The sequence below is a fragment of the Paractinoplanes brasiliensis genome, from assembly GCF_004362215.1.
In the GTDB taxonomy this organism is placed as follows: domain Bacteria; phylum Actinomycetota; class Actinomycetes; order Mycobacteriales; family Micromonosporaceae; genus Actinoplanes; species Actinoplanes brasiliensis.
The window spans coordinates 656,308-679,192 of record NZ_SNWR01000001.1; the positions used below are offsets into that span (position 1 = coordinate 656,308).

Consider the following 22,885-nt stretch of genomic DNA (forward strand, 5'->3'; position numbering starts at 1 on the left):
CCGGCGCCGTGGGTCCGGCACCGGCACCCAGCGTGCACGGCGCCGGAAGGAGGCACCATACCCAGCCCTGTCCACCCACAAGTGGCCGTCACGCAGGCCGCTGCCTGAGACATCTTCCCTGCTCAGGGCGGCGATGGACAGAAGTGTCCACCGGGACCCCCGAGCCTCTGTACCCCGAGCGGGGTAACCCTCACCGCCCGGCCGGCCTCGGCCGGGCCGACACCTGCAGCAGCGGGAGCGGCGCCGGCGGGACCACCACGTCCACGCCGGACAGCTCCGGCGCGGCCCGCATGACGACCGCTTCGACCTGCCGCACCACCGCCTGCCGGGACGACGGGCAGCCACCACCGCCGGCGAGGCGCAGGTGTGCCGTCCCGTCCCGGTCCACGCCGAGCACGTCGACCCCGGCCGCGGGTCGCATCCGGTCCAGCGCACGCCGGATCCGCGCCGCGGTGTCCATCGGATGCAGGTCGTGCACCAGCAGCAGGCTCTCCACCAGCGGATCAGCGCACAGGTCGGCGAGCCGGGCCGGGCCGAGCCGCTCGGCGATCCGGGCCAACCCGGCGCCGTACAACTGGACGAGGCACGCCGTCAGCTGCTCGGCGGCCTCGGCGGCGCGCCGGTCGGGCCGCGCGCGCAGCTCCGCGAGCAGCTGGCCGACGCGCTCGGCGGTCTGCTCCGCGGCGTCGTCGGTGGCGTTCACGGCGACCTCCGATCAGGGGTAGGCAATCAGCCGGCTATCCGCACCGTGAAGCCGCGGAGGGTCTTGACCACCGGTGCGTACACATCGCCGGACGGGATGCCGCCGGCCACCGGTGTCTCCATGAACGGCATGAACTTGTCCGGGAACCCGGGCATGGTGCAGCCGATGCAGATGCCGCCGACGTTGGGACAGCCGCCCACCCCGTTGATCCACCCCCGTTTGGCGACGTTGCAGCGCACCACCTGGCCCCAGCACCCCACCTTGACCAGGCAGGTCGACGACCCGTACCCGGAGGCGAAGTCGTTCTGGTCGTAGTAGGACGCCCGGTCGCATCCGGAGTGCACGGTGGTCTCGAACAACCAGCTCGGCCGCAGTTCTTCGTCCAGCGGCATGGTCGCCGCCTGCCCGCTGACCTGATAGAGAAGGTGCAGGATGGTCTCGGAGAGGTTGTCCGGAGGGGTGGGGCAGCCCGGCACGCAGACGATCGGCAGCCCGGCGCGGGACCGCCAATCCCGTCCCAGGTAGTCCGGCACGCCCATGGCGCCGGTGGGATTGCCGGCCATCGCGTGGATGCCGCCGTACGCCGCACAGGTGCCCACCGCCATCACCGCGGTGGCCTTGGGAGCGAGCCGGTCCAGCCACTGCGTGGTGGTGATCGGCTGGCCGGTCAGCGGATCGTTGCCGAACCCGCTCCAGTACCCGTCGCCCTTGTTGTCCTCATCCGGCACCGAGCCCTCGACGATCAGGATGAACGGATCCAGCTCGCCGCGGTCCGCGCGGTGGAACCACTCGATGAAGCTGTCGGCGGCGCCGTCCGGGCCGTTCTCAAAGCTGAGGTACGGCCAGTGCAGCGCGATCTGCGGCAGCCCGGGCAGCGCACCCAGCACCAGGTCCTCGATGCTCGGCTGGGACGCCGCGGTCAGCGACACCGACTCGCCGTCGCAGCTGAGCCCGCCGTTCATCCAGAGGATGTGCAGCACTTCGTCCTCATCGGCGGACAGGCCGTTCACAAGCCGTCACTCCGATCAGGATCGAGGTCGGCCGGACCGTGTCACCCTAGTCTCGTCGACGGTCACAGCAAAAGGTGACAACCGCGGGCGTCACCCGATCGGGTACGGCTGGGCACCGTAAGCTGGATCTGTCACACCGGACGCGGCGGAAGGGGACGCAATGCCGGCGCCTCCCGATCCCCGCACCGGGCACATCGAGGTTCTCCCGCTCATGGTCGTCGCGCAGGCCTTTCCGGCGCGGCCCTCGGCGCTTCCGGACGTCCGCGACTTCGTCCGCCGGCAACTGACCGACACGCGGTTGTCCGACGACGACGTCCGCATCCTCGGCGAGCGGGTCGCCGACGTGCTGCTGGACGCGGCCGGTTCCAGCGGTGCCATCCAGGTGTCCCTGCGGATCTTCCCCGACTCGGCCGAGGTGGACGTGCTGTTCTCGCCGGACCCGGCGGTGGCGGCCGGCCCGGCCGGGTCGCCGCGCCGAGGCGCACCGCCGGCGGCCGGCACCAGCCCGGCCGCCGACCGCGGCGCCCGGATCGCGGACCATCGGCCCCGGCCCGCGCCCGAGCCCGAGGCGCTGCAAGCGCCGCCGGACAACGGGTCGCCGTCGTTTGCCGCCTGGTTGTCCAATCGGCTCCGCGCCGAGGGTCTGACCATGGACGCGGCCGCCCGGCGGCTGGAGGTGTCCACCAAGACGATCAGCCGCTGGGTGAGCGGCACGACCGAGCCGCGCCTGCGCGATCTCTACCGCATCCGGGACGTCTTCGGCGAGCCGCCGTTCCGCTGACATGGGCCGCGCCGCCCGCCGGCCGGCAGCCACCTCACGGTGACCTGGAACGCGACCGCCCTGCACCACCCGACCTGCGGCAACGTGGACGCGCAGGCCGCCGCCCTGAGCTGAGCGACGGCCCGCGATCGGTGGGCTCGGATCAGTTCGCGCTGCCGACACCGGTGAGAATGCGGCTGCGGATGTACCGGCCCGACTCGGTCAGCACGCCGGCGCCGGCGAAGTTCGTCCCGGCGCAGGTGCCCTGCACGAAGGCCGAGTTGGTCTCGCGGCCGTCGGAGAGGCTCCACATGGCGTACCCGATCTTGTTGTCCTTGAGCAGGTCCAGCCAGGCGTCGGTGCTGGCGAAGTCGTTGCCGCCGTCACCGGTGAAGGTCTGGGTGCCGAACTCGCTGACGAACAGCGGGAGCTTCTGCGCCGCGCGGGCGACGACCGTACGGCGGTCGGCGCCGTGCGAGGCCGCGTAGAAGTGGAACGTGTACATGATGTTCTCGAAGCCGATCGGGTCGTCGAGGATCTCGGTCTCGTCGGCGCCGTCGGTCAGGCCGAGCGACGAGAACCCGCGGGTGCCGACCAGCACGACGCTGTCCGGGGCGTTCCGGCGGATCACCGGGATGACCTGGTCGGCGTAGTTCTTGATGCCGTCCCAGCTGACCCCGTTGGGCTCGTTGGCGATCTCGTAGATGACGTTGTCCTTGTCCCGGTGCGCGGCGGTCACGTCGGCGAAGAACTTCTTGGCCAGGTCCGTGTTCGCGTTAGGGTCGCCCGGGGTGAGGACGTGGAAGTCGACGATCACGTAGAGGCCCAGCTCCGTGGCGTCGTCGACCAGGCCGTTGACCTTGGCGGTGAAACCGGCCGGGTCGGTCTCCAGACCGCCCTCCTGTGCGTACATGCTGAGCCGGATGAAGTCGGCGTTCCAGTCGTTGCGCAGCGCGTCTAGCGAGTTCTCGTTCACGCAGTTCGGGAAGAACTGCAGCCCGTGACTGCTCATGCCGCGCAGCTGGATCGCGGTGCCGGCCTCGTTGCAGAGCTGCACCCCGCAGACCTGGAGCCGGCCGTTGCGCGCCACCGGGGTGCCCGCCGGCGCCTCCTGGTCGTCAGCGTCGTCGCCCGCGGGCGGGGCGGTGGTCTCCTCGGCCTCGGCCGGGACGCTCTCCTGCGGCGCCGCGGTGGTCGGCGCGGCAGTCGGGGCGGTGGTGGCCGGCGCCGCGACGGTCGGGACCGCGGTCGGCTGCTGCCCGGACGCGCCACCCTTCTGGTTCAGCGTGCACGGGGCCAGGCCCTCGGCGTCGAGGTCGGGGCGGGCGGCGTTGCGGGCGATCGCGGTCTCGATCCGTTCGATGGTGGCGAACCGCTTGTCCCGCAGCGGACCGAGGATCGCGTTCTGCACGAAGTTGGGGCCGCCCTGGCCCTGGGTGCTGACGATCCGCTTGTCGGCCTCGTCGATCTGCTGGTTGAGCAGTTCCAGGTTGCGTTGCACGTCGGCCTGCTGCTGGGCGGGCACGGCGACGCCGATGGTCAGTTTCGGGCAGTTGACGGTCGGCACCGACTCACCGGCGGAGGCGACCCCCAAACCGACACCGACGCCGAGCACGGTGACCCCGGCCACCGCGGCGACCTGCCATCGGCGCACCTTGGTCGGGTTCTGATTGAATCGGGATCTACGCATGGGGGCCTCCGCTGGCGTTCACTGACACCAGTCATTACGGGAGCGCTCCCAATTCGGATCAACGGCCGGTCGACCGGCCCGGCCGGGGACGGACCACCCGGCCGCGCGACGGGGAGACCCCGTCGGACCGATTCGTCGCGGGCCCGAGCGGATGCTTCGTGGTAGCCGTCTCAGCTCGCACGTGGGTTCGGCATGCGCCGCAGCGTCACTGTCATGCGGATCAAGCTGGCCGGCACGGCGAGCGTCATGGGCCAGGCCCACGAGGGCGCGGCGAGAACCAGGATCGTGAGCATCACCGCGTCGAGGACGACGAGCGCGGCCGCGCCGATGTGGCCCAGTCGGGTGCGGCGATAACCGTGCCGGGTGGTCGCGGCAAGTGCGAGGCATCCCACGACAGCGAGGAGGGAACCGGCCAGCATCACCGCCATGGTGGCGGGAACCGGCCACGTCCAAGCTCGACCCGCGACCAGGCTACTGCCCCAGCAGACGCCGACGATGGGGCCGGAGGCGAGCAGAAGACGAGCCGTTCGACGCCCGCCGGCGTGGGCGACGAAGGCGTCTACGATCTGGGCCGGAGCGCCGAACTCGGCGATCGCGGCGTGCGCGGCGCCCGCCGGATCCAAGCCGCGTTCGAGGTGATGTCGCCACGTTTCGTACACGCCGTCGGCGAGCTCGTCAACGGCGTCGCCCGGCAGGCGATCGGCCAGCTCGTCAAGGTAGTCGTCGATCAGGTGGCAGCCGGCCATGACTTACCGTCCAGGATGGCGGTGACCGCGGCAGCGAAATCGCGCCACGAGCCCCGGTCGGCGTGCAACCGCCGATGCCCGGCAGGCGTCAAGTGGTAGGTCCGCCGGCGGCGCCCGTCGACGACTGACCACGCCCCGGCAACCAGCCCCGCATCCTCCAGCCGATGCAGGGCCGGGTAGATGGTTCCGGTCGGCAGATCGAACCGGCCGCCGCTGCCCTCACGCAGCGCCTCCTTGACCGCATAACCGTGGCGCGGACCGTCATCGAGCGCCGCGAGCAGCAGCACGTCAAGGTGACCCTTCAGCGCCTGGGCATCGGCCTTCATGAACGCGATCCTACCGGCCTATAGGTAGGTATGCTACCGTCCGATGATAGGTAGTAAATCTAGCTATGATCGCGGTGATGGCGATGACTGATCAGCCTGCGGTAGCGGCGAACGGCCTGGTCAAGCGGTTCGGCGGGGTGACCGCGCTGAGCGGACTCGACTTGGTGGTGCTGCCCGGGCAAGTGCTCGGTCTGCTCGGCCCGAACGGAGCCGGCAAGACCACCGCGGTACGCATCCTGACCACGCTGCTGGTTCCGGACGCCGGAAGCGCCCACATCTTCGGACGAGATGTCATACGTGAACCGGCGCGGGTGCGCCCGCTTCTTGGGCTCTCCGGCCAGTACGCCGCGGTGGACGCCTACCTGACAGGCCGGGAGAACCTGCGAATGATCGGCCGCCTGTCCGGCTTGACCCGGCGGGGCGCCAGGCGCAGGGCCGACGAGCTACTGGAACTGCTCGACCTCACGGCGGCCGCTGACCGCACCGCCCGCACCTTGTCGGGCGGGACACGCCGCCGTCTGGACGTCGCCGCGAGCCTGGTCATCCAGCCGCCGGTGTTGTTCCTCGACGAGCCCACCACCGGCCTGGACCCGCGGGGGCGGACCCACCTCTGGCGGCTGCTGGAGGAGGTGGTCGCCAACGGTACCGCCGTGGTGCTGACCACCCAGTACTTGGAGGAGGCGGACCGGCTCGCCGACCAGATCGTGGTCCTCGACAGCGGACAGGTGATCGCCGCCGGCAGCCCGCAGCGGCTCAAGAGCCAGATCGGCGGCGACCGGCTCGAACTGCAGGCCGCGCCCGACACGGATCCTCACCAACTGGCGGTGGCGATGTCCGGGCTCGGCGCCCCACCGAGCGTCGATCGCGGAACAGCTCGCGTTCTGGTTGCGGTGAACGGCGGGCCCGGCATCCTGCCCGACGTTGCCAGGCGGCTGGCCGCCGGTGGACTGCGGGTGACTGAGCTGGCACTGCGCCGCCCGACCCTGGACGAGGTGTTCCTCGCTCTCACCGACCATCCGCGGCCGTCCACGCGTGCCGCAGCCGGCACCGGGACAAAGCCATGACGTCCGCCGTCCGCCCCGTCGAAGTGACCCGATCGGGGGGCGGTCCGCGGCGGCTCATCATCGACATCGGCGCCGTGACCGGCCGCAACCTGCGCCGGCTGGTCAGGGTGCCGACGCTGATCGCGTTCGCGACCGTGCAGCCAATCATGTTCGTACTGCTGTTCACCTATACGTTCGGCGGCGCAATCCATCCGCCGGGCGTCACGACGTACATCGACTACGTCCTGCCTGGCATCTGGGTGCTGTCCCTCGCATTCGGCTGCTCCCAGACCGGCGTCGCGGTCGCCGACGACCTGGCCACCGGCATGATCGACCGATTCCGGGCACTGCCGGCCGCTCGCTCGGCGCCACTGGCCGGCCGCGCGGTCGCCGACGCTGTCCGCAACCTGTTCGTCCTGGCCCTGATGACCGGCGTCGCCTCGCTGATCGGATTCAGGTTTCACGCCGGCCTACCGGCCGCCCTTGCCGCCATCGGCTTGGCGCTGAGCGTCGGGGTCGCCTTCTCCTGGATCTTCGCCTTGCTCGGGCTCCTGGTACGCGACCCCGAATCCGCCGGGATCGGCGGCCTGCTCGCTGTCATCCCCCTGATCTTCACCAGCTCCACGTTCGCCCCAGTGGCCACCTTTCCCGGCTGGCTACAGGCCTTCGCAAAGATCAACCCCATGACTGCGGTTGTGGATGCGCTTCGCGCGCTGACCCTCGGCGGACTCACCTCGGAGGTCATATGGCTGGCCGTGGGGTGGGTCGCCGGGTTGCTCGCCGCCGCCATCCCGGCCGCGGTCATCGCATTCCGCAGAGCGGCCGCCTCCTGAACTCCGGCGCCGGCCCGAATCCGCTGCTCGAGCGCCGTGTCACGGGCACCGTACCGGGCGACAGCACCGCTCGCGAGGCGGGCTACGACCCGTACTCCGTCGAGACGGTCGCTGACGATCACATGGGCTACCACCCCGAGCCGTATCCGCATCACCGGCGACCGGGCCGATCCCCAGCACTGCCGACACGTCGAAGTTGATTGCCGCCCGCGAAGTCGTCCAGCCGGGCGGGGACGACAGTGGCGGGCGCCGCGCCGGACCAGGCGTCGCCCAGCAGACTCCGCCATTGGGTGGCTACGCCTGCGCCGCGGCTTCCGGTCGTGCGGAATGCCGCTCAGCGACATCCGCCGGTACGCGGAACTGATCGCGGCCGGGCCGGGCAACGAGCGGGAGGGCTGGAGCGGCTGCGCGCCCACGAGGTCCGCGTACGGGCCGAGCTCTCCGAGAACCTCGGGGTGATCGAGCCGAAGGCCACGTTGTACGCCGAGCGCCTCGACGCCGGCACCGCGTCGAACCTTTGGACGGGCGACGCCGTCCTGCCTCGCACCGGAGGCGACCGCACCCCGCAGCCGCTGAGCACCGCCGGCTCAATCCCGTGGTGGGTTCAGTCGGCGTTTGCAGTGGCGCCGAACCACGACTTTGCCGGGGCCCCGGGCCGTGACCGGAAGAGTGTCTCCCGCCGGCCACAGCCCGCTCGTTGGTCAGCTGCGGCCGAGCATCTCGGCGGTCAGAATGTTGCCGCCAAGGCCCCAGCCGCCTTCGGCAACCTCGTCGACCAGCACGAGCGTGGTCGCGCGGGCGCGCTCGCCGTAGACGTCCGCGTAGGCGTCGGTCACGGCGTCGATGAGCTTCTTCTTCGACTCGGGCGTCAGGGTGTCAGCGGGAACTTTGAGGTTGGCGAAAGGCATGTCGCTCTCCTGGCTGGTAGTGGTTTTCAAAGCGCGGCGTTCGAGGGCAGCAGACCCTCGACGCCGAGTCTGCGGTAGAACTCAGCCCGGATCCGGTCGGCCACCACGGAGACGACCTCGCTGCCGTCGCGGCTCGGATCGATGTGGGTCCGGAAGGGCCGAGAGTCATCCGGCAGGTCGACGACGCGGGCGATCTCGTCGGCCACCGACTGCACGTTGGCGTCAGGCGGGACGAGTGCCGGCAAACGCCGGTCGATCAAGGCACGGATCTCACCGTAAAGACCGTCGTACGCAGCCTCGGTGGTTGTGTCCTGCGGATGACCGGCGTGCGCAAAGTGGTTGGTTCCCGAGGTGAAAGCGCCGGGCACGACGATCGTGGTGCCGATGCCGAAACGGATCAGCTCAGCGGCGTAGCTCTCGGCCAGGGCGTCCATCGCCGCCTTGGCCGCGAAGTAGGGCGCCAGGAACGGTGGGTGACCGCCGCGGGTTGAGGAACTGCCGACCCAGACCAGCAGCCCGGCGCCTTGGCCGCGCAGGGTGGGCAGGGCGGCACGGTTGACCCGCTGAGTGCCCACCACATTGATGTCGTACACGGCAGCGAGTTGCTCGGGCGTGAATGCCTCGGCCGGTCCCAGAACCATGTGACCAGCGTTGTGCACCACCACATCGAGCCGGCCGTGGCGCTCGAGGATCACGGCGATGGCCTCGTCGGCGGAGGATTGTGACTGCACATCGAGCTCCACGGCGGAGAGCGTCAGATTCTCGATGCTGCCCAGCTCGTCGAGTTCGTGCGCCGCTGCTGCGTTACGTGTCTGGGTTGCTCTCATACCGGCCACGACACGGTGGCCGGAGCGTGCCAGGGTCTGGGCGGTCAGCCTGCCGAAGCCGCTGGAGGCGCCGGTGACCAGGATGACCTTTTTCCCGGCAGGCATCAGATGATGCCCCCGTTGGCGCGCAGAACCTGACCGTTGACCCACCGTCCGCCCGGGCCGGCAAGGAAAGCGACGACGTCCGCGATGTCCGCCGGGGCGCCGAGCCGCTCGAGCGGGGGCTGCTTGGCCAGCCGCTCGATGGTCGCCTCGTCCTTGCCCTCGAAGAACAACTCTGTGGCGGTCGGACCGGGTGCGACAGCGTTGACGGTGACATCGCGGCCGCGAAGCTCCCGGGCCAGGATCAGCATCATGGCCTCGACCGCGGCCTTACTGGCGACGTATGCGCCGTAATTCGGGAACTGCAGACCGACCACCGATGTCGACAGCATCACGATCGCGCCACCGGCACGAATGCGGCGAGCGGACTCGCGAGCGATCACAAAGGACCCGCGGATGTTGGTCCGGTGCAAGTCGTCGAGCACGTCGAGGTCCAGCTCGGCGATCGGTGACAGCGCCAGTTTCCCCGCGGAGTTGACGACCACATCGACGCCGCCGAACGCATCGACGGCGAGGTCGAACATTGCCGACACCTCATCCTCCTCGGCCACATCGGCCTGCGCCGCGATCGCCTTGCCTCCAGCGGCGGCGATCTCCTCGACGACCTCCTTCGCCGCCGCCTCGTTGCCGGCATAGCCGACGACGACCGCTTGACCGTCCGCGGCAAGGGTGGTGGCGATGGCGCGGCCGATACCGCGCGACGCTCCGGTAACAACAGCGACCCTCTGATCTGCCATGACACCTGTCCCATCAGTAGCAGTGATAGCTCGCGTGCATTTCACCGATACGAAGACGCTAGCACGGACGTCGAATCAGCGCTAGCAATGTGACGTATCATCGATTTTCGGGTGACCGGAACATCGACGCGGGAAGAGAGCCGCAGAGGCGTCGACGCAGCACTGCCGGGCTTGCCCGGCGACCAAGAGCCGGCTGAGCCGTCCGCCAGTGGCCGCCCGCACTCATCGACAGCGCAACCACTAACCTTACAAATTACGGTAAGGTGTGGTCATGGCGAAGGGGCGCGTGGATTGGGCGCACGTCGACTGGCCGGCGCCGTTGCGCGACGCCGTCCTCCGGTGGGGTACGCCGGTCGGGGTGGAGGATGCCCGTAAAGACTGGGCGCGGTTGATCGACTCGGCGCAGGCAAGGGTACCGACGTTGATCACCTACGAGCGCAGCGGCTGGATGTGGGCGGTGCTGGTGCCGCTGACCGAGTTGAACGAGCCGCCGGCACTCCTGCCTTCTCATCAGGTGTCGGAGGCACGACCGAAGATCGCCGAGCTGTTACGCGCAGCTCACGCCGGCACGCCGCAACTGCTGCGCCGCCACAACACGGCGGTCGCGGCGCTCATGAGCACGACTCCCAGCGAACGGCTGAACGTCGAAGAGCTGCTGCGCGCCGGAGCGACTATCACCCTGCAACACGACCCCGGCGATCCGGGAGACGTGAGCGAGGACGGCAACGTCGGCCGGTTGCCGCAGCCGGAAACCTTCCGGGCCATCGCGGTCGACCCGTCCGGCGCTCACATCGGCGCGAGCACCGGCGCCAGCGTCGCCCACGCCCTCGCCCGCCTACGCCGTCCGCCCGCAGAACCACCCATCGAGTACGGCGAGACCGCCCCGGCCTGAGCGAGCTGCTGACGCAGCAGCGGATTCGGCGCGGCGGAAGGTCACGAACACGACGCGCCCTCATTCAGCCGCCGGCAAAGCGCGCAGCCACGGTGGAGCATCGCCACTCCGCTGCTGGCGGTCAGCGCATTCATCCCCGTCCTCCTGATGGCCCGGGAACCCGGTCGGCGCAGCGCGACTCCGAACGCCGAACCGTCCAGCTAGGAGCGCACCAGCGCGGCGAGGATGTCGTCGGCGTGACCGTAGAAGAGGAAGTGCCCTTCTTGATTGAAGAACTCGAGGGCGGCTCGCGGCACGGCTGCGGCGTAATGCTCGTGGCGAAAGGCGACCGTGGGCGGGTCAGCATGCCCACGGCCGCCGGTGACGCGAAGGAACGCAGCGGCATACCGCCGCTGAGGACGCCTCGCTGAGCGGCGGTGAATCTAGCGACGGTTCGCCAGGTCGAGCCAGACCAAGCGGTGGTCGGAGGTGGGGAAACCGTTCACCGCCGACCACCGCGGGTCGTAGACACCGCTGAGCCGGGACAACGGGTCGGCCTGGACCGGCCAAAAGACGCCGGCACCGGTGACCTTGAGACCGCGACGCGGCAGCACGTAATCGGCCCGCAGGTTGCCTGGCGCGGTGTCGGCGAAGTCGGCCGTGTCGAGGTGCGGGTCTCCCTTGTGTGTCAGGTTGGCGCCGCCCTGCAGCGTCGCCGCCTCGGCCGCGCCGTCGGCGGCCGGGGCGGTCCGTGAGTTGACGAAAGGGTGCGACAGGAGTTGGCGGATGGCGTTGTCGTACGAGTCGCCGTCGTACGGGTCGGCGTTCTGGTCGCCGGCGATGACGAACGCCGCCCCTGGCCTCAGCCCGCCCCGAAGGCCCTGGTCGTCGTAGAAGTACGACTTGCCGCGGACGTAGTCGGCCCAGAAGCGGATCTCGTCGTGGTTACGCCGGCCGTTACGGTCCTCGGGACCGTCGAAGGTGGGCGGCGTCGGATGCGATACCAGCAGGTGCAGGGTCTTGCCGCCGACCCTGATCGGCACGTCCCAGTGGCTCTTCGAAGACAGCCGCAGGACCGCCTGCTCCTCGGGCGAGTAGAAGTCCGCCGGGATCAGGTTGCCGGGCATGTCGCGCCACTTGAACTTCTGGAACGTACGCACATGGTGCCGATCGATCGGGTACTTCGAATACACGACCATGCCGTATTGGCCGGGGAACAGGCCGAAGCCGAATGAGTCGTCGCCGTACGCCTGGTCTCCCGCTGTGGTGTCGACGACGCCGTTGTTGTTCAGGTCGAAGCCGGAGGCGATGCCGGTGTTCGAGGGCGCGGCAAACCGGTACGGGTAACGCTGCGCGGGCGCGCCGTTCTGCGGTACCGCGAGGAAGTTGTCGGCGAACAGCCGTACCGCCTCGGGGTCGTAGTCGAACTCGTTGAGCAGCACGATGTCGGGCGCGGCGCGTTGAATCACCTCGGCGACGTTGCGTGCCTGGCGCCGGTACACGTCGTCGACGTCCGGGCTTGCCAGGTGCTCACGCAACAGCCCTTCGGCGGGCCGGTTCAGCGAGAGGTTATAGGTGGCGATACGCAGATCATGGTCGCGGTTGTGCGCCGACGCAACGGTGGACGGCGCCGTCACGAGCAGGACCGCCGCGAGCGCGGTACTGAGAAGTTTCATGGGGTCTGATTACCATCTACATCTCCCCGTACATGGATGATGATCTTGTCAGGACGGCGGCCGCAAAGCGGACGAGGCGGTGAGGCTACGGAACGCGGGTATAGATGACGCCGAGCTTGTCGATCTCCGCGCCGGACCGGCCGTGGAAGCCGCTGATCTGCCAGCCGGTCGGCGCGGCGTAGGTGACGGTGCTCGTCGTCGGGGTGCCGCCGGCGAGGGTACGGCCGAGGTTGGTCGCGAAGCGGGCGTAGAAGACGCGGGTACGGCCGTCACGCCGGCCCGTGTGCAGCGTCACCGAGGTGAGGTGCTCGCCCGTGTCCAGATTCAAAGTGCTCAGCGTGCCGCCCTGGCCGCCGTGATCGTATGACAGCCCGTTGGCCATCGTGATCCCGAGACCGTCCACCCGCGAGCCCGCTCGCAGACGTAGCTGACCGACCCGCCGGCCCACCGGCACCGCGGCGACGTCGGTGAACGCCGTGCCGTGCGGCCCACCGAAGGCGTCGCTGAGCGAGAGTTCGGGGTTGAGCGTCCAGCGGAAGTCGGCAGCGATCGGGTAGTGGTCCGACAGCATCGCGCCGGCCGCGGTGCGGAACGCGGCATTCTCGTTGCGGTACGAGGTGAGGGCCAGCGTCACGTACTGGTTGCCGCGGTACAGGATCTTGTCGACGACCTCGCAGGCGTCCGTGACGGTCGCGTCGTCGCAGACCAGCGCCGGGCTGCCGGCAGCCGGCGGCACCCCACCTCGCTCCTCCTCGACCCAGGCGTCCGTCAGGCCGTTGGCGGTCAGCAGGTCACGGATGTTGTCACCGGCGCGGGTGTAGCGGGTGTTGGTGTCGCCGGCGACCACGACCGCGTTGCCCGCGGAGTTGGCCGCGATGAAGGCCGAGAGCTCGGTGAGGTTGGCGCGCCGGGCGGCGAGATCGGCGTCGGTGCTGCCCGCGTTGGGGTGCAGGTTGTAGAAGTCGATGGCGACACCCTCGGCGATCCGTTCCCGCGACCAGGTGAAGCCCTTGGGCGTGAGGCAGTCGGTGCCGTTGCAGGCGTTCCAGTCCTCGCGGGTGAGGTCGTCGTACGGGTAGTCGGACAGGGTGTTCAGGCCGTCGCCGAACGCGGCGCCGCCGCTGGTGGGCGTCCGGTACGGATGGGTGTTGTTGGCGTACAGGGCGGCGTGGTAGTTGAAGTCCTCCTGGACGTGTACGACGTCGTACGGCCTGATCCGCTGGGCGATGACCGGCGTGTTCGCCTTCGGGCTACCACTGGACAGCCCCTCCGGCAGACCGGCGATGTTGTAGCTGAGCACCGAGAAGGATCCGGTGGTGGCCGACGCGGCCGCCGCCGGCGAGGTGGGGACGGCTGTCGCGGATATTGCGGCCGCGAGGCCGACCACCGCGCTGAACAAACGAAGGGGTCTCATCGGGGGCTCCCTGGCGTCAACGAGATCAGGGAGGGGACCATATCAAGATAGGTGAATGTTTTTCGGAACCAATGAGTGGCCGCGAGATGATCGGTTACCTGTGGATGGATCATGCCGGGTTCTCGGAGGAACGTTTGGTAAACAAGGTGAATGACATCTGACTGGTCGACCATCGGCGCCGTCGAGGTGAACGGTGTCCGCCTTGGCTACCGGGATTCGGGCGATCCGGCGGGCACACCAGTGGTGCTGCTGCACGGAAGCGGCAGCAACTCGCGCACCTGGGACCGATTCGCCGCACAACTGATCGCCGCGGGTCATCGGGCGGTCGCCGTCGACCTGCGCGGGCACGCCACCAGTGCCCGCACCGCCGACTACCCGCTGGCCGGCATCCGGGACGATGTCCTCGGCCTGCTGGACACTCTGGATCTGCGAGACGTGGTCCTGATCGGGCACTCAGTCGGCGGGTACGCCGCGCTGGCCGCCGCCCAGCACTCGCAGCGCCGAATCGCCCGGCTGGTCATGGAAGACTTGGCGGCCCCGCCACGACGCACCGCGCTGCTGAACGGCATCGGCCCGATGCAGCTCCTGGCCGCGGCGGCCGCCGTCGCGATCACGCCCCGCGACTTCGAGTTGCGGGCGATGCGGTCCATCTTCCGCCAGCTGGCACGCCCGGACCCTGGCTGGTGGGCGCGGCTCGGCGATGTGCGGCAGCCGACCCTCATTGTGTCCGGTGGCCCGTCCAGCTTGATCCCGCCGCAGCGGCTGGCCGACGTGGCGGCGGCGATCCCGGGCGCTCGGTTCACGACGATCCCGGTCGGGCATCGCGTGCACAGCCTCGCGCCGGGCCGATTCAGCGCCGAGGTCATCGCCTTCCTCGACGAGAAGGTAGCGGGAGCCGGCACGTCCGGCGCCGGACGAATCGCCTGACCCAGCTCGGATCCGCCCAGGGCCGCTCACCCAACGCGTCGATGACGGCGAATTTCTCGCCGTCCACCGTTCCGTGATTCTTGTACTTGGCCGGCCACGGCAGATCCGCTTCCGGCGTGGGCCGGAGGTCGAGACCCGATACACAGACGACACCGCGTGGCCCCTACCTCCGGAGAACTCCATCATCAGAGCTGATTGGAGAGACAGACGGTGGGGATGCCTGAAATCTGCATGGCCCCGCGGTTGAGAACGGCACGGCCCAGTCGCCGTCGGTGAGGGACGCCAGCAACGCTCAACTGAGCGGCGGCCTCGATCGAGGAGTTGTCGGCAGGCCGCCACCAGGGTGCCCGTCGTACCGGCCATCCGTGTCACCTTCCGGTACCGCGATGCTTTGGGCGGTCAAGCCCAGGCCTGGTCGAACAGCGGTCGACCTGCCGACGAAATGTTCACCACATCACGGCAACGTCACGACGGCCGTCCGGAAGCGCGCAGCTCAGCCATGAGCTCCCGCTCCACCAGGAGCGGCACGAAATCCCGGACTCGCGCGTCCGCGTACCGCTGGTGGGCGCTGCGGACCCGCTCCGCGATAGCCTCGGTCGGAACGCCGGGGTAACGGTCCCGAACCGACCGCGCCACATGGTCGAGCGCCTGGGCCTCCTTCGCACTCACCGCTGCCTTGCCGTCATCGCTCATACCGCCAGCGTCGCCTGTGACAGGCGGGTCTCGCATCGCACGAAGGACTCCTCCTCTCCGGACCAAGAGCCCTGGTGAGAGGGCGGCGCGATCGGCGCCGTGGTGGGGTCGGTCGCACCCGGCGAGGCAACGCGCATCGTCCGCACCAAGCCGGACGGGCAGCGCCTCGGCGCGGAAAAGGGAATCGACCTGATCACCGCGCTGGATGAAATCCTCACCCGCATGGGCGCGGTGCGGCACAAGAGTCGCACGCTGCTGCGTCGCATCCGATCCTGGGACGACCAATGAACCCAACCTCGCGGCATCGCCGACCGCGCCTGTCACGGCTGACGGCGAGTCGTCCGTCACGGCACAGCGATCAACCGGACGTGGGTGACGACGACTCCTTCGACAAGACGGCACCGAACGAGCGGCTGGTTCTTCACCCGATCCGCCGCCCCGCCCAGGCCGGCAGCATCCAACCGCGCCGGGAGGCTGACACCGTGCCTCCCAGCCGACGGCGCTGACGTCTGGGAGGCACGGCGGGTCTCAGTGGTTCAGCCGGCCCGGCAGGAGGTGTCTCGGGCCGGCATCCTGCCCTCGACCAGCCAGTCCGTGGTGATGTTGAGGGCGCAGGCGTTGGTGTGGACAAGGAAGACGCCGTGGCCGCTCTCCTCGGCCGTCACCAGCTTGGCGCGCTGGGCGAACTTGTCGCGCAGCAGCTTTCCGCCGGCCCACGGGGTGACCGGGTCGCGGCGGTTCTGCAGGATCAGGATGTTGGCCGGGCCCGTGTTGTCGACCTGTACCGGGGGCTCGTACGGCTCGTGCTTCCAGTTGGCGCAGGGGGTGATGTTGGCGGTTGCGGCGCCGTACAGCGGGTAGCGCCTGCGGTCCTCAGCGACGGCCCGGCGGTAGGTCGCCACGTCCTCGGGCCAGTCGACGTCGTTGCAAGTGGTCGCGAGGAACGCCGTGAAGGCGGTGTCCTGAGGGCTCGGCGTCGCAGCCTGCTTGGCCGCCGGGGTGGTGCTGGGGTGCAGATAGGTCTGCCAGATGCGCGCGGTCCGCCCGTACAACATCTCGCTGTAGAGGCCGGCGAAGGTGAGGTAGCGGAAGACGGCGCCGTCCACCCCGTCGGGGGCGGGAGCCTGGTCGAGCCGCCCGGCGATCTTCAGGTAGGCCCGGCGGACCTGCTGCGGCGTACGACCCAGGCCGTACGCGTCGTGCCGGGCCGCCGCCCACCGGGCGAAGTCGGGGAACGTCTGCTCGAAGCCGAGCCCGAACCGGCGCAGGCCTGCCCGGTCGAGGTGGGTGTCACCGACGTTGCTGTCGAGGACGATCCGGTCGGTGGTCTTGGGGAACAGGGAGACGTACGCCGCCCCGAGCGCCGAGCCGTAGGACGCCCCGTAGAAGCTGGCCTTCTTCTCACCGAGCGCGGCGCGGACCCGGTCGAGGTCGCGGGCCGTGTTCGCGGTGGAGAGGTGCCGCAGCCGGTCCTGCTTGTCGTTGGCGGCGCACTTGTCGGCCACCTGCTTGGCGATCACCGCCTGGCGGGTCACGGCGGCGTCGTCGACCGCGTACGGCGGAATGTTGGCCCAGTACGGATCCTCGAGGGTGAATCCGCAACTCATCCTCGTTGAGCCTCCGACGCCGCGGGTATCCATGCCGATCAGGTCGTACGCGTCCGAGACGGTGGCCGGCAGGCCCCTGCTGACGAGGAAGGCGCCCTGGTCGATCCCGATGCCGCCGGGCCCGCCCGGGTTCAGCAGCAGGATGCCGCGCCGCTTGGCCGGGTTGGTGCTGGCGATCTTCGAGATCATGATGTCGATCTGCTCGCCGTCGGGGTCCCGGTAGTCCAGGGGTACGTGGATCTTCGCGCACTGCACCGCGACCGGCGCCGGCATCACGACCTCGGCCGGGCACGCCTCCCACGTCAGGCCGGCTGCGGCCTCCCGCGCCACCGCCGCCGGCCCGGCCACGACGAACGTGCCGAGCAGGGCGACCACGCCGACCAGCACCACGCCACGTTTTCGGTACATGTCCAACCTCCGGTGTCGTCCGTCGACTTTCGGTACCGATGCGACACCGTGTCACCGGAACACAGTCAAGAGGCGGCCGGACATCGGAACAGTGGCGCAGCTTCGGCCGCAGGTCGTGGCGGGCCTGACCGGGCTGAAGAAGGGCCGCGGTGACATCCCGCCGGCCACGCTGACCGTGTCGGTGACCGTTGGTACCCCGGTACCAGCGGTGGCGCGGAGGTGTCGACCGCGGTACCACAATTGCACCTTCCCGCGCTCCTAGCGTGGTGAGCATGATTCAGGTACGCGAACTCACCAAGCGGTACGGTGCGAAGACAGTCGTGGACCGGCTGTCGTTCATCGCGGAGCCGGGGCAGGTCACCGGCTTCCTCGGACCCAACGGCGCCGGCAAGTCGACCACCATGCGGATGATCGTCGGCCTCGACGCGCCGGCCTCGGGCGACGTGTTGATCAACGGGCGGCCGTACGCGTCGTCCAGGGCCCCGTTGCACGAGATCGGCGTGCTGCTCGAGGCCAAGGCCATGCACCCCGGCCGCACCGCGGTCAGCCATCTGCTCAGTCTGGCCCGTACGCACGGCATCTCCCGCTCGCGCGTCGATGAGGTGCTGGGATTGGTCGGGCTGTCGGACGTCGCCCACAAGCGGGTTGGCGCCTTCTCACTGGGCATGGGCCAGCGGCTCGGCATCGCCGCCGCGCTGCTCGGCGACCCGGCCGTCGTGATGCTGGACGAGCCGGTCAACGGGCTCGACCCCGACGGTGTCCTCTGGGTGCGCAACCTGCTCACCGGCCTGGCCGCCGAGGGGCGCACCGTGATGCTGTCCTCGCACCTGATGAGCGAGGTCTCGCTGATCGCGGACCACCTCGTCATCATCGGCCGGGGCAGGCTGCTGGCCGACACCACCGTGGCCGACTTCGTGACCACCGAAGGTGTCCGGGTCGTCACCGCGGCGCCCGACGAGTTGCGGAGGCTGATCGCCGGGCCCGGCGTCACCGTGACGTCGACCGGTGTCGAGGAACTGCTGGTTGCCGGCACCACCGCCCGCGAGATCGGGCTGGCCGCGGCCGCCCGAGGCATCCCGCTGTTCGAACTCACCCCGCAGAACGCCTCCCTCGAGCAGGCGTTCATGGACCTGACCCACAACGCTGTCGAATACGAGGCCTCCCGATGAAGATCACCCCTGCCGGCGTCGTCGCCGCGGAGTGGACCAAGTTCTCCTCCCTGCGTTCCACCTGGATCACGATCGGCATCTCGGTCGTGCTGCTGATCGCGTTCGGCGTGATCGCGTCGGCGTCCTTCTCGGGCGACAACCTGTCGGCCGTCGACCTGGCCCTGTCCGGCAGCATCCTGGCTGCCCTCGCCGTCGGCGTGCTCGGCGCGCTGCTGGGTGCCGGCGAGTACACCACCGGCATGATCCGGGCAACGCTGGCCGCGGTGCCCCGCCGGCTGCCGGTGCTGTGGTCGAAGAGCCTGGTGGCCGGGGCCGCCGCGCTGGTGACGATGACCGCCGGGGCCTTCGCCGCTTTCGCGCTGGGTTCGGCCGTGCTCAACGACGCGGTCGGCGGTGTCGGCCTCGGCGACGACGGCGTGCTGCGCGCGCTGCTCGGCGCCGGCCTCTATCTTGGCCTGGTCGCGGTTCTCGGCGTCGCGCTCGGCATGCTCGTCCGGTCCGGCGCCGGCGCCATCGCGATCCTGGCTGGGCTGCTGCTGATCGTGCCCGGCCTGGCCGCCCTGCTGCCGGACCCGGTCGCCGAGACGATCACCCCGTACCTGCCGAGCAACGCGGGCAGCGCCGTGATGGCGCTGACCCCCGCTGACGGCGCCCTGGGACCGTGGACCGGGCTCGCGGTTTTCGCCGGCTACGTCGTGGTGGTCCTCGCCGCCACGGCCCATCGCCTCAAGAAGACCGACGCGTAAGAGGAGAATCAGGCGATGAGCGCGCAAGGATGGCTGGTCGACCGGCAGACATGGCTGCGGGCGCTCGACCGGCACCGCCCACGCGTCATGGACACCCTGGTGGCCGTCCCCGTCGTCCTCTTCAGCATCCCGAACCTGATCGAGAAGCCCGTCTCGGCCACGATCGCGACCCTGGTGCTGCTGCCACCGCTGTACTGGCGGCGACAGCACCCGTTCCTGGCGTTCCTGGCCGTCGTGGTCATCGACCTGATCGAGGGCGTGCTGGACGCCGCCGTGGGCGCCGGGGTCATCCTGCTCGTGATGCTCTTCGGGGTCGCCTCGCGGGGAACGTGGCGGGCGCTCGCCGGGGCCTCCGCGATCACCGTCGCGCTGTTCACCGCCGAGATCTACTTCCTCGGGCCGGTGACGGAAACCCCCACCCTCACGATGTCCCTGGCGCTCGGCATCTCGGTGGCCGCTGTCGCTTCCGGCGTCGCGGTGCGCACCCGCCGGGCGTACCTGGTCGCACTGGAGGACCGTGCCGCCCGGCTCGAGGTCGAGCGGGACCAGCGGGCCCGCCTCGCCGTGGCCGACGAGCGGGCCCGGGTGGCCCGCGAGATGCACGACATCATCGGGCACCACGTGTCGGTGATCGTCGGCCTCGCCGACGGGGGCGCCGCACTCGCCAGATCGCGGGAGGAGCAGACCGCCGAGCCGCTGCGGCTCATCGGCGAGACCGGCCGGCAGGCCCTCGCGGAACTTCGCCGGACGCTGGGCGTGCTGCGCGGCGAGGACGCCGACCCGCAACTGAGGCCCCAGCCCGGCATCGACGATCTCGACCGGCTGTTGCCCAGCATCCGGGGAGCGGGGCTCTCGGTGACCTACTCGACCTCGGGTGAGCTGCACAGCCTGGGCAAGGGCCTGCAGCTCGCGGTCTACCGCATCGTGCAGGAAGCGCTCACCAACACCCTCAAACACGCGGGACGCGGCGCGGCTGCCACCGTCACGCTCACTGCCTCCGACGGGGAGGTACGCGTACGGGTCAGCGACAACGGCCGTGGCGGACCTGCCGCCCTCAGCCACGGCCTGCTCGGCATGCGCGAACGCGCCGCCATGTACGACGGGGTGGTGACCGCCGGCCCGGCCGAGCAGGGCTGGATCGTCGACGTCGTCCTCAAGGAGCCCGCGTGACCACTGTCCTGATCGCCGACGACCAGCCCTTGCAGCGCCTGGGTTTCCGGATGCTGCTCGACGGCACCGCCGGGATGATCGTGGTCGGCGAGGCGTCCAGCGGCGGCGAGGCGGTGCGGCTGGTGGACCGGACCCACCCCGACGTGGTCCTGATGGACGTCCGCATGCCCGGCATGGACGGCATCGAGGCCACCCGCCGGATCACCGCGGCCGGCCCACGCACCCACGTGCTGATCCTGACCACCTTCGACCTGGACGAGTACGTCTACGCCGGACTGCGGGCCGGGGCCAGCGGGTTCCTGCTCAAGGACGCCCAGCCGGACGAGCTGATCGCCGGCATCCGGGCAGTGGCCGGCGGGGACTCGGTGGTGGCCCCGAGCCTCACCCGCAAGCTGATGAACGCCTACCTCCAGGACACCGCACCGGCCGCGGACCCGGACCCCCGGCTGGCCATGCTGAGTGAACGGGAGCGGGAGGTGCTCGAGGCGATCGGCCGCGGCGCCACGAACGCCGAGATCGCCGTCCGTTTCACCCTTACCGAGTCGACCGTGAAGAAGCACGTCGGCCGCGTCCTGGCCAAGATCGGCGCCCGGGACCGGATCCAGGCAGTGATCTTCGCCTATGACAACGGCCTGGTTCAACCACGCACCTGAGCTGCTTTAGGAGAGACGACGTGGCCTGGAGCACGCGCGAACTCGCGGAGCTGGCCGGAACGACCGTGAACACCGTCAGGTATTACCACCGGGTCGGCCTGCTCGAGGAACCCGGGCGCCGGTCCAACGGCTACAAGGAGTACGGACCTCAGGAACTCGCACGTCTCGTACGCATCCGGCGGCTCGTCGAACTGGGCGTGCCCCTTGCTCGCATCGGCTCGGACGGCGCCGTGCTACCGGAGACGCTTCGCCAGGTCGACGCCGACCTGGCGGCGGACATCGAACGCCTGAACCGGGCCCGCACCGGCATCGCGGCCATCCTGCGGGGGTCAGCAGGTCTGGAAGGGGTTTGTCCCGAGTCACATCCAGGTCCTGGCGCCCCAAGGCAGCCGTTCTCAAAGCCGATTGGTGCGGGTGGTTGAGTCCGGCTCATTTCCTCTGACCGGGGGACGCACCGGGTCAGGGGGCCAGCGTCGCGGTGACGATGGTGCCGGCGGCATCCGATTCGACGCTCACCTCTTGACATAGCTGGCGGACGATCCACAAACCGCGGCCACCGGTCGCCGTGGGCGGTACCGGTTCACGTCCCGCCAGCTCCGGATCGGCGATCCCAGGTCCCTCGTCGCGGATCTGACAGTGCAGCAGACCATCGGCATGCCAAAAACGCAGGGTGCCGCTCCCGCCGCCATGCCGCACCGCGTTGCTGGCCAGCTCACCGATGACGATGAGGAGGATGTCGACTGCGGCCGACGACACGCCGCCGGCGTGGGCGTGCGCGGTGACGGCAGCCCGAAGCGTATACAACTCGTTCTCGGTGAACGGCTGGGTCAGGTCGAGGATCGCGGCTGGCTCGACGGCGCGCGTCTCCTGCTCCGGGCCGGTCATGGCGCGACGGATACCCGGAGTTGTTCGATATCAACCCCTCCGCATAACCGCAGGAGCTTGCCCACCAGCGGTCCGCACAGCACTGTCATGTGACGCCCGGGTGGCAGCTGTGCCGCTGCGCGTACGATCTCGGCGGCGCATGCCGCGTCCGTGTAGTGCAGCTGCCGCAGATTGAGATACAGGTTGTGATCGAGGCGGATCGATTCGGCGAGTGCTTGCTGCAGGACGGTGATGTTGCGAAAGTCCAGCTCCCCGGCGATGCGGACTCCCGGTGGCCGGTATTGCCGGCACACCCGAAGCAGCGCGTCCTCGTGGTAGACCTGGGCGGCGATCGCGTTGTTGTGGACCTCGGCGGCGAACGCCAGGGTGACCGGGTCGAAGATCTCCCGGTCGTACTGGCAGATGGTGGTCAGGAAGCGCGCCGGAGCGAGGGAGCCGAGCTGGCGTTCGAACCGCAGCAGCTCCTGCGCGGCAGCGTGCGGCCGACCGGCCCAGGCCATGTCGGCGGTTACGCGCAGACCTCTGAATCCTCCGGCTGCGGCCGCGGCGAGTTCTTCGGCGATGGTGTCGAGCATTCTCTGGGCGGTCGGTACGCCCGCCTGCAGCCAAGCGGCGGCGCAGTCGGCGACACGTAACTCGCCGCGGCTGGTCGCCTCGTCATACGCGATCGACCGCTCACTCAGTTCGGCGGCGAGTGTCCCGGATGCCACCGCATCGGTGAAACAGACGACACGGTCGCCGGCGTCCAGACCTTCACCCACGAACGCGGCCAGCAGATCAAACCGCTCGTCCTGGTCGGTGAAGGTCAGGCACGCGTGAGTGCCTGCCGCGAGTTGATCGACCGTGATTGCCTCGGCCATCGCGGCTGTCCACCCTCTCCTTCATGTGTACGCACACCCTAGTACTGCACCGGCACGTGCGTGTCGGCTGGCTGCTGTTTGCGCTGACTGGTTGCGACTTGCGTTGACGTCGAGTCGTGGC

The 22,885-nt window shown here is 69.7% G+C and carries 25 protein-coding genes; 11 read left to right on the forward strand and 14 right to left on the reverse strand.

Going from position 1 to position 22,885, the window contains the following annotated elements; genetic code table 11:
• Positions 1-190 precede the first annotated feature (190 nt).
• Complete coding sequence (locus C8E87_RS02595; RefSeq protein WP_133871594.1) at positions 191-703, reverse strand: NifU-related iron-sulfur-binding protein; 513 nt, start codon at positions 701-703, stop codon at positions 191-193.
• Positions 704-729: 26 nt separating this feature from the next.
• Positions 730-1,713: an NADH-quinone oxidoreductase subunit B family protein gene (locus C8E87_RS02600; RefSeq protein WP_203720781.1), complete on the reverse strand. Its 984-nt coding sequence runs from the start codon at positions 1,711-1,713 to the stop codon at positions 730-732.
• 160 nt (positions 1,714-1,873) lie between these two features.
• Between C8E87_RS02600 and C8E87_RS02605 the strand changes: the two genes are divergently transcribed.
• Positions 1,874-2,494, forward strand: a complete 621-nt coding sequence (locus tag C8E87_RS02605; RefSeq protein ID WP_133871595.1) for a helix-turn-helix domain-containing protein — start codon at positions 1,874-1,876, stop codon at positions 2,492-2,494.
• Positions 2,495-2,636: 142 nt separating this feature from the next.
• Here the strand turns inward: C8E87_RS02605 and C8E87_RS43455 are convergent, their stop codons facing one another.
• The 3 genes from C8E87_RS43455 to C8E87_RS02620 form a co-directional block, all read right to left on the reverse strand.
• A complete protein-coding gene (locus C8E87_RS43455; RefSeq protein WP_166661042.1) occupies positions 2,637-4,163 on the reverse strand; it encodes a glycoside hydrolase family 5 protein in 1,527 nt (508 codons plus the stop codon).
• A 170-nt stretch (positions 4,164-4,333) separates the two neighbouring features.
• Positions 4,334-4,909 carry a hypothetical protein gene (locus C8E87_RS02615; protein WP_133871596.1) on the reverse strand — a complete coding sequence of 192 codons (576 nt, stop codon included), beginning with the start codon at positions 4,907-4,909 and terminating at the stop codon, positions 4,334-4,336.
• Complete coding sequence (locus C8E87_RS02620) at positions 4,891-5,235, reverse strand: PadR family transcriptional regulator (RefSeq protein ID WP_133871597.1); 345 nt, start codon at positions 5,233-5,235, stop codon at positions 4,891-4,893. Before C8E87_RS02620 ends, C8E87_RS02615 begins: the two co-directional genes overlap by 19 nt.
• An 83-nt stretch (positions 5,236-5,318) precedes the next feature.
• Here C8E87_RS02620 and C8E87_RS02625 point away from each other — a divergent pair, with 83 nt between their 5' ends.
• Together C8E87_RS02625 and C8E87_RS02630 are read left to right on the forward strand one after the other, a co-directional pair.
• Positions 5,319-6,299, forward strand: a complete 981-nt coding sequence (locus tag C8E87_RS02625) for an ATP-binding cassette domain-containing protein (RefSeq protein WP_133871598.1) — start codon at positions 5,319-5,321, stop codon at positions 6,297-6,299.
• Positions 6,300-6,373: 74 nt separating this feature from the next.
• On the forward strand, positions 6,374-7,111 hold the full coding sequence (locus C8E87_RS02630) for an ABC transporter permease (RefSeq protein WP_239080400.1): 738 nt from the start codon (positions 6,374-6,376) through the stop codon (positions 7,109-7,111).
• 701 nt (positions 7,112-7,812) lie between these two features.
• Here C8E87_RS02630 and C8E87_RS02635 read toward each other — a convergent pair.
• From C8E87_RS02635 to C8E87_RS02645, 3 genes are read right to left on the reverse strand one after another with little or no spacing between them, the layout of a single operon-like run.
• Entirely contained in the window at positions 7,813-8,019 is a 207-nt protein-coding gene (locus C8E87_RS02635) for a 4-oxalocrotonate tautomerase family protein (protein WP_133871600.1), read from the reverse strand.
• Positions 8,020-8,045: 26 nt separating this feature from the next.
• Positions 8,046-8,951, reverse strand: a complete 906-nt coding sequence (locus tag C8E87_RS02640; RefSeq protein ID WP_133871601.1) for an SDR family oxidoreductase — start codon at positions 8,949-8,951, stop codon at positions 8,046-8,048.
• A complete protein-coding gene (locus C8E87_RS02645) occupies positions 8,951-9,685 on the reverse strand; it encodes an SDR family oxidoreductase (protein ID WP_133876572.1) in 735 nt (244 codons plus the stop codon). Before C8E87_RS02645 ends, C8E87_RS02640 begins: the two co-directional genes overlap by 1 nt.
• A 271-nt stretch (positions 9,686-9,956) precedes the next feature.
• On the opposite strand from C8E87_RS02645, the gene C8E87_RS02650 reads away from it, so the two are divergent.
• A complete protein-coding gene (locus C8E87_RS02650; protein WP_133871602.1) occupies positions 9,957-10,577 on the forward strand; it encodes a type II toxin-antitoxin system prevent-host-death family antitoxin in 621 nt (206 codons plus the stop codon).
• Positions 10,578-10,999: 422 nt separating this feature from the next.
• Here C8E87_RS02650 and C8E87_RS02655 read toward each other — a convergent pair whose 3' ends face one another.
• Together C8E87_RS02655 and C8E87_RS02660 are read right to left on the reverse strand one after the other, a co-directional pair.
• The gene (locus C8E87_RS02655) at positions 11,000-12,232 is read right to left on the reverse strand and encodes an endonuclease/exonuclease/phosphatase family protein (RefSeq protein ID WP_133871603.1); all 1,233 of its coding nucleotides are present in this window, start codon (positions 12,230-12,232) and stop codon (positions 11,000-11,002) included.
• Positions 12,233-12,317: 85 nt separating this feature from the next.
• Positions 12,318-13,646, reverse strand: coding sequence for a jacalin-like lectin (locus C8E87_RS02660; protein WP_133871604.1), 1,329 nt, complete (start codon positions 13,644-13,646; stop codon positions 12,318-12,320).
• A 150-nt stretch (positions 13,647-13,796) separates the two neighbouring features.
• On the opposite strand from C8E87_RS02660, the gene C8E87_RS02665 reads away from it, so the two are divergent.
• Complete coding sequence (locus C8E87_RS02665) at positions 13,797-14,573, forward strand: alpha/beta fold hydrolase (RefSeq protein ID WP_133871605.1); 777 nt, start codon at positions 13,797-13,799, stop codon at positions 14,571-14,573.
• Positions 14,574-15,038: 465 nt separating this feature from the next.
• On the opposite strand, the gene C8E87_RS02670 is transcribed toward C8E87_RS02665, so the two are convergent.
• Positions 15,039-15,266, reverse strand: coding sequence for a three-helix bundle dimerization domain-containing protein (locus tag C8E87_RS02670; RefSeq protein WP_203720782.1), 228 nt, complete (start codon positions 15,264-15,266; stop codon positions 15,039-15,041).
• A gap of 99 nt (positions 15,267-15,365) precedes the next feature.
• Between C8E87_RS02670 and C8E87_RS02675 the strand changes: the two genes are divergently transcribed.
• Positions 15,366-15,554, forward strand: coding sequence for a hypothetical protein (locus C8E87_RS02675; RefSeq protein ID WP_133871606.1), 189 nt, complete (start codon positions 15,366-15,368; stop codon positions 15,552-15,554).
• Positions 15,555-15,802: 248 nt separating this feature from the next.
• Here the strand turns inward: C8E87_RS02675 and C8E87_RS02680 are convergent, their stop codons facing one another.
• Positions 15,803-17,281 carry an alpha/beta hydrolase gene (locus C8E87_RS02680; RefSeq protein ID WP_133871607.1) on the reverse strand — a complete coding sequence of 493 codons (1,479 nt, stop codon included), beginning with the start codon at positions 17,279-17,281 and terminating at the stop codon, positions 15,803-15,805.
• 272 nt (positions 17,282-17,553) lie between these two features.
• Here C8E87_RS02680 and C8E87_RS02685 point away from each other — a divergent pair, with 272 nt between their 5' ends.
• Genes C8E87_RS02685 through C8E87_RS02705 form a run of 5 tightly spaced genes read left to right on the forward strand, consistent with a single transcriptional unit; the run spans position 17,554 to position 21,441 of the window.
• Positions 17,554-18,450 (forward strand): ABC transporter ATP-binding protein, encoded by an 897-nt coding sequence (locus tag C8E87_RS02685; RefSeq protein ID WP_133871608.1) that lies wholly within the window; start codon positions 17,554-17,556, stop codon positions 18,448-18,450.
• Entirely contained in the window at positions 18,447-19,196 is a 750-nt protein-coding gene (locus C8E87_RS02690; protein ID WP_133871609.1) for an ABC transporter permease, read from the forward strand. Before C8E87_RS02685 ends, C8E87_RS02690 begins: the two co-directional genes overlap by 4 nt.
• Before the next feature lie 15 nt (positions 19,197-19,211).
• A complete protein-coding gene (locus C8E87_RS02695; RefSeq protein ID WP_133871610.1) occupies positions 19,212-20,366 on the forward strand; it encodes a sensor histidine kinase in 1,155 nt (384 codons plus the stop codon).
• Positions 20,363-21,019 (forward strand): response regulator, encoded by a 657-nt coding sequence (locus tag C8E87_RS02700; RefSeq protein WP_133871611.1) that lies wholly within the window; start codon positions 20,363-20,365, stop codon positions 21,017-21,019. The genes C8E87_RS02695 and C8E87_RS02700 overlap by 4 nt, the downstream gene beginning before the upstream one ends.
• 20 nt (positions 21,020-21,039) lie before the next feature.
• Positions 21,040-21,441 carry a helix-turn-helix domain-containing protein gene (locus tag C8E87_RS02705; RefSeq protein WP_133871612.1) on the forward strand — a complete coding sequence of 134 codons (402 nt, stop codon included), beginning with the start codon at positions 21,040-21,042 and terminating at the stop codon, positions 21,439-21,441.
• A gap of 37 nt (positions 21,442-21,478) precedes the next feature.
• Here C8E87_RS02705 and C8E87_RS02710 read toward each other — a convergent pair whose 3' ends face one another.
• Positions 21,479-21,904: an ATP-binding protein gene (locus tag C8E87_RS02710; RefSeq protein ID WP_133871613.1), complete on the reverse strand. Its 426-nt coding sequence runs from the start codon at positions 21,902-21,904 to the stop codon at positions 21,479-21,481.
• A complete protein-coding gene (locus C8E87_RS02715; RefSeq protein ID WP_133871614.1) occupies positions 21,901-22,764 on the reverse strand; it encodes an MEDS domain-containing protein in 864 nt (287 codons plus the stop codon). Before C8E87_RS02715 ends, C8E87_RS02710 begins: the two co-directional genes overlap by 4 nt.
• Positions 22,765-22,885 lie beyond the last annotated feature (121 nt).